The sequence below is a fragment of the Mycobacterium sp. 050128 genome, from assembly GCF_036409155.1.
Lineage (GTDB): Bacteria > Actinomycetota > Actinomycetes > Mycobacteriales > Mycobacteriaceae > Mycobacterium.
Genome location: NZ_JAZGLW010000001.1, coordinates 450,135 through 463,210, shown reverse-complemented (window position 1 = coordinate 463,210; position 13,076 = coordinate 450,135). Strand labels below are relative to the sequence as shown.

At 68.1% G+C, this 13,076-nt stretch carries 12 protein-coding genes; 11 read left to right on the top strand and 1 reads right to left on the bottom strand.

The window, feature by feature from the left end:
- Entirely contained in the window at nucleotides 1–1,782 is a 1,782-nt protein-coding gene (locus SKC41_RS02185; protein WP_330976121.1) for an N-acetylglutaminylglutamine amidotransferase, read from the top strand.
- A 4-nt stretch (nucleotides 1,783–1,786) separates the two neighbouring features.
- Nucleotides 1,787–3,682: an alpha/beta hydrolase family protein gene (locus tag SKC41_RS02180; protein WP_330976120.1), complete on the top strand. Its 1,896-nt coding sequence runs from the start codon at nucleotides 1,787–1,789 to the stop codon at nucleotides 3,680–3,682.
- Here the strand turns inward: SKC41_RS02180 and SKC41_RS02175 are convergent.
- Nucleotides 3,679–4,611 (bottom strand): class I SAM-dependent methyltransferase, encoded by a 933-nt coding sequence (locus SKC41_RS02175; RefSeq protein ID WP_330976119.1) that lies wholly within the window; start codon nucleotides 4,609–4,611, stop codon nucleotides 3,679–3,681. The two genes, SKC41_RS02180 and SKC41_RS02175, sit on opposite strands and share 4 nt — an antisense overlap.
- A gap of 92 nt (nucleotides 4,612–4,703) precedes the next feature.
- On the opposite strand from SKC41_RS02175, the gene SKC41_RS02170 reads away from it, so the two are divergent.
- The 9 genes from SKC41_RS02170 (at nucleotide 4,704) to groES (ending at nucleotide 13,049) form a co-directional block, all read left to right on the top strand.
- On the top strand, nucleotides 4,704–6,134 hold the full coding sequence (locus SKC41_RS02170) for an NAD(P)H-hydrate dehydratase (protein WP_330976118.1): 1,431 nt from the start codon (nucleotides 4,704–4,706) through the stop codon (nucleotides 6,132–6,134).
- 21 nt (nucleotides 6,135–6,155) lie between these two features.
- Nucleotides 6,156–7,553, top strand: coding sequence for a glutamate decarboxylase (locus SKC41_RS02165; protein ID WP_330976117.1), 1,398 nt, complete (start codon nucleotides 6,156–6,158; stop codon nucleotides 7,551–7,553).
- A 102-nt stretch (nucleotides 7,554–7,655) separates the two neighbouring features.
- Complete coding sequence (gene alr / locus SKC41_RS02160; RefSeq protein WP_330976116.1) at nucleotides 7,656–8,822, top strand: alanine racemase; 1,167 nt, start codon at nucleotides 7,656–7,658, stop codon at nucleotides 8,820–8,822.
- Between the two features lie 52 nt (nucleotides 8,823–8,874).
- Complete coding sequence (locus SKC41_RS02155) at nucleotides 8,875–9,927, top strand: alpha/beta fold hydrolase (protein WP_442931653.1); 1,053 nt, start codon at nucleotides 8,875–8,877, stop codon at nucleotides 9,925–9,927.
- A 1-nt stretch (nucleotide 9,928) separates the two neighbouring features.
- Nucleotides 9,929–10,393 carry a tRNA (adenosine(37)-N6)-threonylcarbamoyltransferase complex ATPase subunit type 1 TsaE gene (tsaE, locus tag SKC41_RS02150; protein WP_442931652.1) on the top strand — a complete coding sequence of 155 codons (465 nt, stop codon included), beginning with the start codon at nucleotides 9,929–9,931 and terminating at the stop codon, nucleotides 10,391–10,393.
- A complete protein-coding gene (gene tsaB, locus SKC41_RS02145) occupies nucleotides 10,390–11,019 on the top strand; it encodes a tRNA (adenosine(37)-N6)-threonylcarbamoyltransferase complex dimerization subunit type 1 TsaB (protein ID WP_330976115.1) in 630 nt (209 codons plus the stop codon). Before tsaE ends, tsaB begins: the two co-directional genes overlap by 4 nt.
- Nucleotides 11,016–11,483, top strand: coding sequence for a ribosomal protein S18-alanine N-acetyltransferase (gene rimI, locus SKC41_RS02140; RefSeq protein ID WP_330976114.1), 468 nt, complete (start codon nucleotides 11,016–11,018; stop codon nucleotides 11,481–11,483). Before tsaB ends, rimI begins: the two co-directional genes overlap by 4 nt.
- Nucleotides 11,480–12,505 carry a tRNA (adenosine(37)-N6)-threonylcarbamoyltransferase complex transferase subunit TsaD gene (gene tsaD / locus SKC41_RS02135; RefSeq protein ID WP_330976113.1) on the top strand — a complete coding sequence of 342 codons (1,026 nt, stop codon included), beginning with the start codon at nucleotides 11,480–11,482 and terminating at the stop codon, nucleotides 12,503–12,505. The genes rimI and tsaD overlap by 4 nt, the downstream gene beginning before the upstream one ends.
- Before the next feature lie 241 nt (nucleotides 12,506–12,746).
- Entirely contained in the window at nucleotides 12,747–13,049 is a 303-nt protein-coding gene (gene groES, locus SKC41_RS02130; protein ID WP_090600574.1) for a co-chaperone GroES, read from the top strand.
- The last annotated feature ends 27 nt before the right edge of the window (nucleotides 13,050–13,076 follow it).

Here is a 13,076-nt window from a genome sequence, read left to right as displayed (position 1 = left end):
ATGTGCGGTATTTGCGGTGAAATCCGCTGGGACGGGCACGCGGCGGACGTCGGTGCCGTCGCCCGCATGACGGGGGCGATGACGTCGCGCGGGCCGGACGCCGATGGTGTGGTGGCGCACGGACCCGTCGCTCTCGGGCACCGGCGGCTGTCCATCATCGACTTGTCCGCCCGCGGCGCTCAGCCCATGGTGGACGCGGATCTCGGGTTGACGCTGGTGTTCAACGGCTGCATCTACAACTACCAGGAGCTGCGCGAGACACTGCAAGCCGACGGGTACCGATTCTTCTCGACCGCCGACAGTGAGGTCGTGATAAAGGCGTTCCACAAATGGGGGGAGCGCTGTGTCGAGAAGTTCAAAGGGATGTTCGCGTTCGCCATCGCAGACCGGGACTCCGGCGCGGTGACGCTGGCCCGCGACAGGCTGGGCATCAAGCCGCTCTATATCGCGTCTTCACCCGGCGGGCTGCGGTTTGCATCCTCGGTGCGGGCGTTGCTCGAGGCCGGCGGGGTGGACACCGAGCTCGACCGTGAAGCGCTGCACCATTACATGACTTTTCACTCCGTGGTACCGGCGCCGCTGACGATATTTCGCGGAGTGCGCAAGCTGCCGCCGGCAACCGTGCGGGTGATCCAACCCGACGGCACCCAGGCCGACACTGTTTACTGGACACCGCAGTTCGGCCGTGACCCGGCGAAAGCGGCATGGTCAGACCGTGATTGGGAAGCTTCGCTGATGCAGGCACTGCGCACCGCGGTCAAACGCCGGATGGTCGCCGACGTTCCGGTGGGTGTTCTGCTTTCCGGCGGCATCGATTCATCGATCGTGGTCGCGTTACTGGCAGAGCAGGGACAGCAGGGGCTGGCAACCTTCAGCATCGGGTTCGACTCCGCCGACGGGGAATCCGGAGACGAGTACTTCTATTCCGATCTGGTCGCCAAGACGTACGACACCGACCACCACAAGATTCACATCGACGAATCGCGACTGGTACCCGCCGTACCGAAATGCATCGCCGCGATGAGCGAACCAATGGTCAGCCATGACTGCGTCGCCTTTTACCTGCTTTCGCAAGAGGTGAGCAGGTCGGTGAAGGTGGTGCAGTCGGGTCAGGGTGCCGACGAGATCCTGGCCGGTTACTCGTGGTATCCGCCGCTGGCCGATATCGCCCGTGAGCAGACCACCGAGGCGTATGCCAAGGTTTTCTTCGATCGCAGCCATGACGATCTACGGTCAATCTTGGCTCCCGAGTACATGATTGATGCCGACGTTAGTCGCGAGTTCGCGGCAGCCCATCAGGGCGCGCCGGGTGCCGACTGTGCTGTCGACGCGGCACTGCGCCTGGACACCCAGGTGATGCTCGTCGACGATCCCGTCAAGCGGGTCGACACGATGACGATGGCGTGGGGCCTCGAGGCTCGCGTGCCGTTCCTTGACCATGATTTCGTCGAGCTTGCCGCAGCATGTCCGCCCGAGTTGAAGCTGGCCTCGGGCGGCAAGGGGGTCCTGAAAGGTGGTGCGCGAGATCTACTTCCGTCGGAGGTGATCGACCGGACCAAAGGCCACTTTCTGGTGCCGGGCATCCGACATCTGCACGGCGAGGTGCTCGAGATGGTGCGCGACGCGCTGACCAACGGTGCGGCCCGCAACCGCGGCCTGTATCGCGCCGACACCGTCGATGCCTTGCTGGCCGCGCCCAACGAGACGCGAACCACATTGGGCTCCAACGCATTGTGGCAACTGGCGGTGCTCGAAATGTGGCTGCAGAGCCTGGGGGTCTGAGTCGATGGCGCAACACGTGCGCGCCATCTACGGCGCGTCGCTGTCCCCGGACGCGACCGCATTTGCACACCTGATCGACGACGGCGGTTATCCCCGTGCGGTGCAACGCTTTCTACGAGGCCGCCGGGCAAGCTCGTCGCGCGACGTCGTGCTGCCGGTCGAGGGTCCTGTTTCGCGGGTAATCCACTCGGCGGACGGTCAGTGGCTGGCGTGCGAGGTGGCACCCAGCGGCGGCACCCGCACCCAGATCTGGGTCGTCACCACCGATCCCGACGACAGGTTGGCCCGGCGCATCGACGGCGAGCACGCCGGGACCGCTGAGCTCGTCGGCTGGGACGGTAGCCGCGTCGCGGCGATCCTGACCGGTGAGGACGGGGTCGGGGAATCGTGTCTGATCGATCCGGCCGACGGCTGTTGCACGGTGTTGGACCGACGGTCCGGTGGCCGCCTGGTCGACGCCTGGGCCGGAGCGGCGCTGATCCGGGTCGGACCGCGCGGCTATCACGAACTGATCATGCTGCACGGGCCGACCGAGATCGCCTTATTGCCAGCCGATCCCGGGTCCACGACGGCCGACGGCGTCATCCTCGACGACCATCATCCGCGCCGCATCCGCTACGGTCCGGACCGCGATCTGACCAAGCTTTACTACCCGGGTACGGGCGCGAACGGATATGTGCGGGCACTGATCCGCAGCGATAATGGCTGTGAATACGCCCGGCTGCTGGAAGTGACGGCCACCCACGACGGCGTCAGTTATAGCGTGGTGGCCGAGCGCCCCGACTGTGAACTCGACGCATTCGCCGTCAGCGACGACCTGTCCACCGTGGTTCTGCTGTGGAACATGCAGGGCCGCAGCGAATTACAGATTCTCGAATATGCCGACAACACCCTGACCGACCCGATCCCACTGCCCGGGCTGGTCGCCGGTGAGCTGTCCATCAGTGCCGGCGGCTCGATGATCGCGATGACCGTCGAAGGCCCGGCGGCGCCGCGCACGGTCGAGCTGGTCGATCCTCGATCGCGCCGATGGGAACTCATCGACCGCGAACCGAGCCAGGGCCCGGTCGTCCCCGGATTTTCCGCCGCGACGAGGCCGCAGACGATCACCGCGCGCGACGGGCTGAGCCTGAACGCCTGGCTCTACCGGCCGCCGGCTGCAGACGCCGTCAAAGGGGCGGTGGTATACCTGCACGGCGGACCGGAAGGTCAGGCTCGTCCCGGTTACAGCGAGATCTTTGCGCGGCTGGTCAACGACGGGATCCTGGTGTTGGCACCCAACGTGCGAGGCTCCGGCGGCTTCGGCCGGACCTTCATGCATGCCGACGACAAGGAGAAGCGGTTCGCCGCCATCGACGATGTCGCCGACTGCGTGCGATTCCTGGTGGACAACGGCCTGGCCGACCCGCGGCGTATTGCCTGCGCGGGCTGGTCGTACGGCGGTTATCTGACCATGGCGGCGCTGACGTTTCATCCCGCGTTGTTCGCGGCGGGCATCAGCATCTGCGGGATGAGCGACCTCGGCACGTTTTACCGCCACACCGAGCCGTGGATTGCCGCCGCGGCCTATCCGAAGTACGGCCATCCCGTGAGCGATCGTGAGTTGCTCGAGCACCTGTCGCCCCTGCATCGGGTGGACGCGTTGACGGCGCCGTTGTTGGTGGTCCACGGAGCCAAGGACACCAATGTGCCGATGAGCCAATCGGAACAGATCGTCGACGCGCTGCGAAAAGCCGGTCGTCGGGTTGGTTATCTGGTGTTCAGCGACGACGGACATGGCATCGCCAAGCGCGAGAACCGGGAGACGTTGGCCAGCTCGATGAGTCAGTGGCTAACCGCAGCGTTCGGCGCCGACGACCTTTCGCCGGCCTTACGTGCGATCGGCGAGAAGCCGACTTAGCGTCGCGTCGCGGTCACGTATTGCATCGAGGAGAGTGTCTCCTGTTCGCCGGGTGCGGCCGGCCTCGGCGGCAGCGAAAGACCATAATTGGCAGCCAGATCCGGCACCGCGGTGGCCGTCGTTTGCCAGCCGTGGGACCTCAGGTACTCGACCACGTCGTTGCGTTCACCCGTATACCAGAGGTCGGACATCTCGACGTCGAAGCCGTGTTCGCGCCATTGCTCGGTGACCTCACGCATGCGGTCGGCCATCGTCTGTATGACATCGCTGGTGCCCTGCAGGTTTTCGGTGGCCAACTGACTTCCCGGCGCGCTGAGCTCGGTGATGTTGTCCAGCAGCCGATCCTGGGCGTCGGGCGGCAAGAACGGCATCAGGCCCTCGGCGCTCCACGCGGTCGGCTTGCCGGGGTCCAGTCCCGCGGCGCGCAGCGCGGCCGGCCAGTCGTGGCGTAAGTCGACGGGCACCGCACGCCGATCGGCGGTCGGGGCGGCGCCCAGGTCGGCCAGGGTCGCGCTCTTGAACTCGATGACCTGCGACTGGTCGATCTCGAACACCGTCGTTGCGTCCGGCCAGGGCAGCCGGTACGCACGGGCGTCCAGCCCCGAGGCCAGAATCACCACCTGCCGGACGCCCGCGGCGGCCGCGGTCACGAAGAAGTCGTCGAAGAAGCGGGTGCGGATGCCCATCATGTCGGCCATCCCCAGCATCCCGAAGTCGCCGTTGTCGTCCACCGCGGCGGGATCGAGTTCGCCGCTGGCCAGGCGGCTGAAGAACTCCACGCCGACGGCGCGCACCAACGGCTCGGCGAACGGGTCGTTGATCAGTGGCTGGGGTGCGCGGGTGGCCAGCGCGCGGCCCACGGCCACGCCGGTTGCGGTGGCTCCCACGCTATTTCCCAGGTCCCAAGTGTCGTCATCCGTCCGCGCCATCGCCCCTCCGTTCGTCGTTGCCACCGAATGTACGGACGGCTGCTGAACGAGCGCTGTGCGCAAACACAGCCGAGCATGGAATGCTGAATTCGATGCGGCATTACTACTCTGTAGATGCGATCCGCGACGCCGAAGCTCCGCTGCTGGCCAGCCTGCCCGATGGCGCCCTGATGAAGCGCGCGGCCTTCGGGCTGGCCACCGAGATCATCGGCGAGCTAATCGCTCGTACGGGCGGGGTGGCCGGCCGACGGGTATGCGCGGTCGTCGGCTCGGGCGACAACGGCGGTGACGCGCTGTGGGCGTCGACCTTTGTGCTGCGTCGCGGCGCGGCCGCGGATGCGGTGTTGCTCAGCCCGGACCATACCCACCGCAAGGGCCTGGCCGCGTTCCGAAAAGCCGGCGGTCGCATCGTGGACAGTGTCTCGACGACAACCGATCTCGTCATCGACGGCGTGGTCGGCATCTCCGGCTCGGGTCCGCTGCGGCCGGCGGCGGCGGAAGTGTTCGCCGCGGTCGACGTCGACCAGATCCCGGTGGTCGCCGTCGACATCCCCAGCGGCATCGACGTGGCGACCGGGGCGATCACCGGCCCGGCGGTGCACGCCGCGCGGACGGTGACGTTCGGTGGCCTCAAGCCCGTGCACGCGCTCGCCGACTGCGGCGAAGTCACGCTGATCGACATCGGGCTCGACCTGCCGGACACCTCAAAGACATCGGTGCTCGGTTTCGAGGCCGACGACGTCGCCGCCCGCTGGCCGGTCCCGGGCCCGCATGACGACAAGTACACGCAGGGAGTGACCGGCATCCTGGCCGGCTCGTCGACGTATCCGGGGGCGGCCGTGCTGTGCACCGGCGCCGCGGTCGCGGCCACCTCAGGCATGGTCCGCTATGCGGGCAGCGCGCACCGCCAGGTACTGGCGGTCTGGCCCGAGGTCATCGCGACGCCGTCTCCCGCGGCGGCCGGGAAGGTGCAGGCATGGGTGGTCGGACCGGGTTTGGGCACCGACGACGTCGGCGCCGCCGCCCTGTGGTTCGCGCTGGGAACCGACCTGCCGGTGCTGGTGGACGCCGACGGGCTGACGATTCTGGCCGCCCACCCCGAGCTGGTGGCCAGCCGGCGCGCGCCGACGGTGCTGACCCCGCACGCGGGGGAGTTCGCTCGATTGGCCGGGGCGCCGCCCGGCGACGACCGGATCTCGGCCACCCGCAAGCTGGCCGACACGTTCGGCGCGACCGTTCTGCTCAAGGGCAACGTCACCGTCATCGCCGACCCCGGCGGCCCGGTCTACCTCAATCCGGCCGGGCAGTCCTGGGCGGCCACCGCCGGGTCGGGTGATGTGCTGTCCGGGATGATCGGCGCGCTGCTGGCCGCGGGTTTGAAGCCGGCCGAGGCGGCCGCCGCCGCCGCCTACGTCCACTCCCACGCCGCGGCGCTCTCGGCCGCCGACCCGGGTCCCGGTGAGGCACCTACCTCAGCGTCGCGCATCGTGCCCCACATCCGCGCCGCCCTGGCCGCTCTGTAATCGTCCACGAGAGGATCCGCCATGACCGGCACCCATCCGTCCGTCCCCACTCACTCGATCGCGCCCGCCTACACCGGACGAATGTTCACCACCCCGGTGCCGGCGCTACGGCTGCCCGAGGAATCGATGGATCCGGAGGCGGCGTACCGCTTCATCCACGACGAGCTGATGCTCGACGGCAGTTCCCGGCTGAACCTGGCCACCTTCGTCACCACCTGGATGGATCCCGAGGCCGGGAAACTGATGGCCGAGACGTTCGACAAGAACATGATCGACAAAGACGAATATCCGGCGACCGCGGCGATTGAGCAGCGCTGCGTGTGTATGGTGGCCGACCTGTTCCACGCCGACTATCTGCGCGACGACGACCCGTTCAGCGCCTGCGGGGCATCCACCATCGGCTCCAGCGAGGCGGTGATGCTGGGCGGTCTGGCGATGAAATGGCGGTGGCGTGAAAAGGTCGGCTCCGGAAAACAGGAAGGCTGGAAGGGCCGCACGCCGAACCTGGTGATGGGCTCCAACGTCCAGGTGGTGTGGGAGAAGTTCTGCCGCTACTTCGACGTCGAACCGCGCTACCTGCCGATGGAGGAGGGGCGTTACGTCATCACCCCCGAGCAGGTCGTCGATGCCGTCGACGAGGACACCATCGGGGTGGTGGGGATCCTGGGCACCACCTACACCGGCGAGCTGGAACCCATCGCCGAGATCTGCGCGGCGCTCGACAAACTGGCCGCCGGCGGAGGTGTGGACGTCCCGGTGCACGTCGATGCCGCCAGCGGGGGCTTTGTGGTGCCGTTCCTGCATCCCGAGCTGAAGTGGGATTTTCGGCTACCCCGGGTGGTGTCGATCAATGTCAGCGGCCACAAGTACGGCCTGACCTATCCCGGCGTTGGGTTTGTCGTGTGGCGCAGCAAGGAGTACCTGCCCGAGGACCTGATTTTCCGGGTCAACTACCTGGGCGGTGACATGCCGACGTTCACGCTGAACTTCTCCCGGGCGGGCAACCAGGTCGTCGGCCAGTACTACAACTTCCTGCGGTTGGGCCGCGAGGGCTACACCCAGGTCATGCAGTCGCTGTCGGCGACCGCGCGGTGGTTGGGCGAGCAGTTGCGCGTCGGCGACCACTGCGAGCTGATCTCGGACGGCTCGGCCATCCCGGTCGTCAGCTTCCGGCTGGCCCGCGGTTTGGGCTACACCGAGTTCGACGTCTCCCACGAGCTGCGCGGCTACGGCTGGCAGGTGCCCGCCTACACCATGCCGGACAACGCCACGGACATCTCCGTGCTGCGCGTCGTGGTGCGCGAGGGACTGTCCGCCGACCTGGCCCGGGCCCTGCACGACGATGCCCGCAGCGCGCTGGCGTCGCTGGACAAGCTCAAGCCCGGCGGCCACTACCGGGCCGAACACTTCGCGCACTGATTCTTGGCGCCGAACGTCGACTTGTCGGGCCGACCAGGCCGAAACCTCCGCAACAAGTCGACGCTCGACGGCGCTTGGCGCACTTCTGGGACAATGGCGGCCGTGGCCGTTACCCCGATATCCCTGACCCCCGGCGTCCTCGCTGAGGCCGTGGTGGACCTCGGTGCCATCGAACACAACGTGCGCGTGCTGCGTGAGCATGCCGGTTCCGCCCGGGTGATGGCCGTCGTGAAGGCCGACGGCTACGGCCACGGCGCCATCCGGGTCGCCCGGGCCGTGCTCGCCGCCGGGGCCGCCGAACTGGGTGTGGCCACGGTCGCCGAGGCCCTGGCGCTGCGGGCCGACGGAATCTGCGCGCCGGTGGTTGCCTGGCTGCATCCGCCCGGCATCGACTTCGGTCCCGCGCTGCTCGCCGACGTCGAGATCGCCGTGTCGTCGGTGCGCCAGCTCGACCAGGTGCTCGACGCGGCGGACCGGACGGGGCGCACCGCGACGGTGACCATCAAGGTCGACACCGGGCTGAACCGCAATGGCGTGCCCGCCGCGGAATACCCGGCGATGCTGCAGGCATTGGGCTCCGGCGTCGCGGCCGGCGCACTCTGCCTGCGGGGACTGATGTCGCACCTGGTGTTCGCCGATCAGCCGGACAACCCCATCAATGACGTTCAGGCGCAACGATTCCGCGAGATGTTGGCGTTCGCGCGCGATCAGGGCGTGCGGTTCGAGGTTGCCCACCTGTCGAACTCCTCGGCCACGATGTCTCGCCCCGACCTGGCCTTCGATATGGTGCGGCCCGGGATCGCGGTGTACGGCCTGAGTCCCGTTCCCGAGCTCGGCGACATGGGACTGATTCCTGCCATGACGGTGAAATGCGCTGTTGCACTGGTGAAGTCGGTCCGTGCGGGCGAGGGTGTGTCATACGCCCACACCTGGATTGCGCCGCACGACACGACCGTGGCGCTGATGCCGGTCGGCTACGCCGACGGTGTCTTCCGGGCGCTGGGCGGGCGACTCGACGTGCTGATCAATGGCCGGCGACGCCCCGGCGTCGGGCGGATCTGCATGGACCAATTCCTCGTCGACCTCGGTCCTGGACCGGTCGACGTGGCAGAAGGTGACGAGGCGATTCTGTTCGGCCCCGGCGCCAACGGTGAACCCACCGCCCAGGATTGGGCCGATCTGCTTGGCACCATCCACTACGAAGTGGTCACCAGTCCGCGGGGCCGCATCGCCAGGACCTATCGCGAGGCCGAAACCGTTGGACGATGAGCAAACTCGCAGGCGCCTGAGGGGAGGGGCTTGGCTTGCGGGAGGGGCGGGGCTGACTGCGGTCGCCACCATCGTCGGTGCTTCGGTTCGCCGGTCGATGACGCAACGCGTCACGCGCACCGAGGACCCGTATGCCGACGAGGATTTCGAACGCCTCAACAGCGACCGCAGCTATGTGGTGACCACACCCGACGGCGTGCCTTTGGCGGTGCGCGAAGTCGGCCCACTGGACGCTCCGCTGACGATGGTCTTCGTGCACGGCTTCTGTCTGCGCATGGGTGCCTTCTACTTTCAGCGGAAGCGACTCGCCGAGAAGTGGGGTCCGCGGGTGCGCATGGTCTTCTACGACCAGCGCGGGCATGGGCGCTCGGGCGCGGCCTCACCCGAGACCTACACGCTGACCCAGCTGGGGCAGGACCTGCAAAGCGTCCTGACCGAGGTGGCGCCGCGTGGGGTGATCGTGTTGGTCGGCCATTCGATGGGCGGCATGACGGTGTTGTCGCATGCCCGCCAATACCCGAACCTCTACGGTAGCCGCATCGTCGGTGCGGCGCTGATTTCCTCTGCCGCCGAAGGGGTTACCCGCTCGCCGCTGGGTGAGATCCTGAAAAACCCTGCGGTGGAGGCACTGCGGTTCACCGCACGGTCGGCGCCGAAGCTGATGCATCGCGGCCGCAATGTGTCGCGCTCGCTGATAGGCCCGATTTTGCGGGCCGCGTCCTACAGCGATCTGCATGTCAGCCGCAGTCTGGACGCATTCTCCCAGCGGATGATGAACGGCACCCCGATCCCCACGATGGTGGGGTTCCTGCACGCGCTGGAAACCCACGACGAAACCGCCGGCCTGTGGACGTTGTTGCGGATCCCGACCCTGATCGCTTGCGGCGACCACGATCTGATCACGCCGGACGAGTACTCGCGGAAGATGGCGGCCTCGCTGCCGCGCTCGGAGCTGGTCATCGTCAACGGGGCCAGTCACCTGGCCCTGTTGGACAAGCCCGAGGCCATCAACGACGGATTGGTCCGGCTGGTCAATCGGGCCATTCCGGGCAGAATGACCCTGTGGTACCGGCGAACTCGGCAGCGGTTGCGGCGCCGTGGCTGAGCTGAGATCCGGTTCAGGCACGGCGACCTGCGAGCGCGTCGAGGACACGATTGCGCTCGGGTCGCGGTTGGGACAGCAGCTGCGCGCCGGTGATGTCGTGGTGCTGTCCGGCCCGCTCGGCGCGGGAAAGACCGTGATGGCCAAGGGAATTGCGGAGGCGATGGACGTCGACGGCCCGGTCACCTCGCCGACGTACGTGTTGGCCCGCGTGCACCCGCCGCGGCGGGCCGGCGCGCCGACGATGATTCACGTCGATGTCTACCGGCTGCTGGACCACCAGGGCGCGGACCTGCTCGGGGAACTCGATTCACTGGACCTCGACAGCGATCTCGAGGACGCGGTCGTCGTGGTGGAGTGGGGCGAGGGCCTGGCCGAACGCCTCTCCGAACGGCATCTCGACATCCGGCTGGAGCGGGTCAGCGGATCCGACGTGCGGATCGCGACGTGGGAGTGGGGCCGGCCGTGAGCCTGATCTTGACCCTGGACACCGCCACCCCCGCGGTGACGGCCGGCGTCGTCCGCCGCGACGGCGCCGAGTGCACGGTGCTGGCCCAGCAGGTCACCGTCGACGCGCGCGCCCACGCCGAACGGCTTACCCCGAATGTCCTTGCCGCGCTGGCCGAAGCCGGGCTGGCGATGACCGACCTGGACGCCGTCGTGGTCGGCTGCGGCCCGGGCCCCTTCACCGGTCTGCGCGCCGGGATGGCTTCGGCCGCCGCCTACGGCCATGCGCTGGATATCCCCGTGCGGGGGGTCTGCAGCTTGGACGCCATCGGCGCGCTGACCACGGGCGACACCCTGGTGGTCACCGATGCTCGGCGGCGCGAGGTCTACTGGGCCCGATACAACGACGGGTTCCGCACGGCCGGCCCGGCGGTCAACGCGCCCGGCGACGTCGACCCCGGACCGGCGACAGCGGTCGCCGGCTCGCCCGCGCACGCTGCGCTGTTCGGTCTTGCGGTCTGCGAACCCGTCCATCCGACTCCGGCCGGCCTGGTCGCCGCGGTTCCCGACTGGTCGCAGCCGCCATTGCCGCTGGTGGCGTTGTATCTGCGCCGGCCCGACGCCAAGCCCCAGTCGGTCCGGGGATGACCGCCTGCAGTGAACCCGTGACGATCGGCGCGCTGACCCGCGCCGACGCGCAGCGGTGTGCGCAACTGGAAGCCCAGCTCTTCGACGGCGACGACCCCTGGCCCGCGGCCGCGTTCCACCGCGAATTAGCCAGTGCCCACAACCATTACGTGGGTGCGCGTACCGCCGGCATCCTCGTCGGCTACGCCGGCATCTCCAGGTTGGGCCGCACCCCGCCGTTCGAATACGAGGTCCACACGATCGGCGTCGACCCGCAATACCAGGGCCAGGGCATCGGCCGCCGGCTGCTTGGGGAGTTGCTGGAGTTCGCCGACGGTGGCGTCGTCTACCTGGAGGTCCGCACCGACAACGAGGCGGCCATCGCGCTGTACCGTAGCGTGGGTTTCGTGCAGATCGGCCTGCGAAAGCGCTACTACCGAGTCAGCGGCGCGGACGCGTACACGATGCGGCGGGAAGCACTATGACCACCGTCCTGGCCATCGAAACCTCTTGTGACGAAACAGGAGTCGGCATCGCCCGGCTCGACGCCGACGGCACGGTCACACTGCTGGCCGACGAGGTGGCCTCCAGCGTCGACGAGCACGTCCGGTTCGGCGGTGTGGTCCCCGAAATCGCCTCCCGCGCCCACCTGGAGGCGCTCGGACCGGCCATGCGTCGCGCGCTGGACGCCGCCGAACTGGACAAGCCGGACGTCGTCGCCGCGACCATCGGACCCGGGCTGGCCGGCGCCTTGCTGGTGGGAGTGGCTGCGGCCAAAGCGTATTCGGCCGCGTGGGGCGTGCCGTTCTACGCGGTGAACCACCTGGGCGGGCACCTGGCCGCCGATGTATACGAGCACGGGCCGCTGCCCGAGTGTGTGGCATTGCTGGTGTCCGGCGGGCATACGCATCTGCTGCACGTGCGGTCGCTCGGCGAGCCGATCCGCGAACTCGGCAGCACCGTCGACGACGCCGCGGGCGAGGCCTACGACAAGGTGGCCCGCCTGCTGGGTCTGGGCTATCCGGGCGGCCGGGTCCTCGACGAGCTGGCCCGCACCGGCGACCGCGACGCCATCACGTTCCCGCGCGGCATGACCGGCCCGCGAGACGACCCGCACACGTTCAGCTTCTCCGGCCTCAAGACCGCGGTCGCGCGGTACGTGGAAAGCAACCCCGATGCGGTTCAGGCCGACATCGCCGCCGGATTCCAGGAAGCCGTCGCCGACGTGCTGACCATGAAGGCAGTGCGCGCGGCCGCCGGGCTCGGCGTGCAGACGCTGCTGATCGCCGGGGGAGTGGCCGCCAACTCGCGGCTGCGGGAGCTGGCCACCGCGCGCTGCGCCGAGGCGGGCCTGGCGCTGCGTATCCCCAGGCCACGGCTGTGCACCGACAACGGCGCGATGATCGCGTCGTTCGCTGCTCACCTGGTGGGTGCGGGTGCGGCTCCGTCACCGCTGGACGTACCCAGCGACCCGGGGCTGCCGGTGGTAAAAGGCCAGGTGGGCTGAGCTCAGAGCGTAATTCCGTAGGAAGCAGCGGGGTGGCCTTGAGTGCTAGCACTCTCATGTATAGAGTGCTAGGTGGCAATCGGACGATCCCCTGTGTCGGCACCCGCGACGACGACCCAAGGGCACGGCCGAATGCCGAAACATCTGGTTACTGGCCGGTTCGGGCAAGCCCTGGGCCGACCGCCAACTCCAGTCCGGGCGAGCGTCCCGGACCCGATCCAAATAGTGGAGGGCTCCAATCGTGGCGAAGGTGAAGATCAAGCCACTCGAGGACAAGATCCTCGTGCAGGCCAACGAGGCCGAGACCACGACCGCGTCCGGTCTGGTCATTCCTGACACCGCCAAGGAGAAGCCGCAAGAAGGCACCGTCGTCGCAGTCGGCCCCGGCCGGTGGGACGAGGACGGCGACAAGCGGATCCCGCTTGACGTGTCGGAGGGTGACACCGTCATCTACAGCAAGTACGGCGGCACCGAGATCAAGTACGGCGGCGAGGAATACCTGATTCTGTCGGCACGCGACGTGCTGGCTGTCGTATCCAAGTAACGAACCGTGTTCCGCCCCGGCGATCCC

Coding starts and splice junctions, on each gene's coding strand:
- SKC41_RS02175 (WP_330976119.1), bottom strand. CDS start 4,611: ATGGCGCGGACGGATGACGACACTTGGGACCTGGGAAATAGCGTGGGA.
- SKC41_RS02180 (WP_330976120.1), top strand. CDS start 1,787: ATGGCGCAACACGTGCGCGCCATCTACGGCGCGTCGCTGTCCCCGGAC.
- SKC41_RS02170 (WP_330976118.1), top strand. CDS start 4,704: ATGCGGCATTACTACTCTGTAGATGCGATCCGCGACGCCGAAGCTCCG.
- rimI (WP_330976114.1), top strand. CDS start 11,016: ATGACCGCCTGCAGTGAACCCGTGACGATCGGCGCGCTGACCCGCGCC.
- SKC41_RS02185 (WP_330976121.1), top strand. CDS start 1: ATGTGCGGTATTTGCGGTGAAATCCGCTGGGACGGGCACGCGGCGGAC.
- SKC41_RS02165 (WP_330976117.1), top strand. CDS start 6,156: ATGACCGGCACCCATCCGTCCGTCCCCACTCACTCGATCGCGCCCGCC.
- tsaD (WP_330976113.1), top strand. CDS start 11,480: ATGACCACCGTCCTGGCCATCGAAACCTCTTGTGACGAAACAGGAGTC.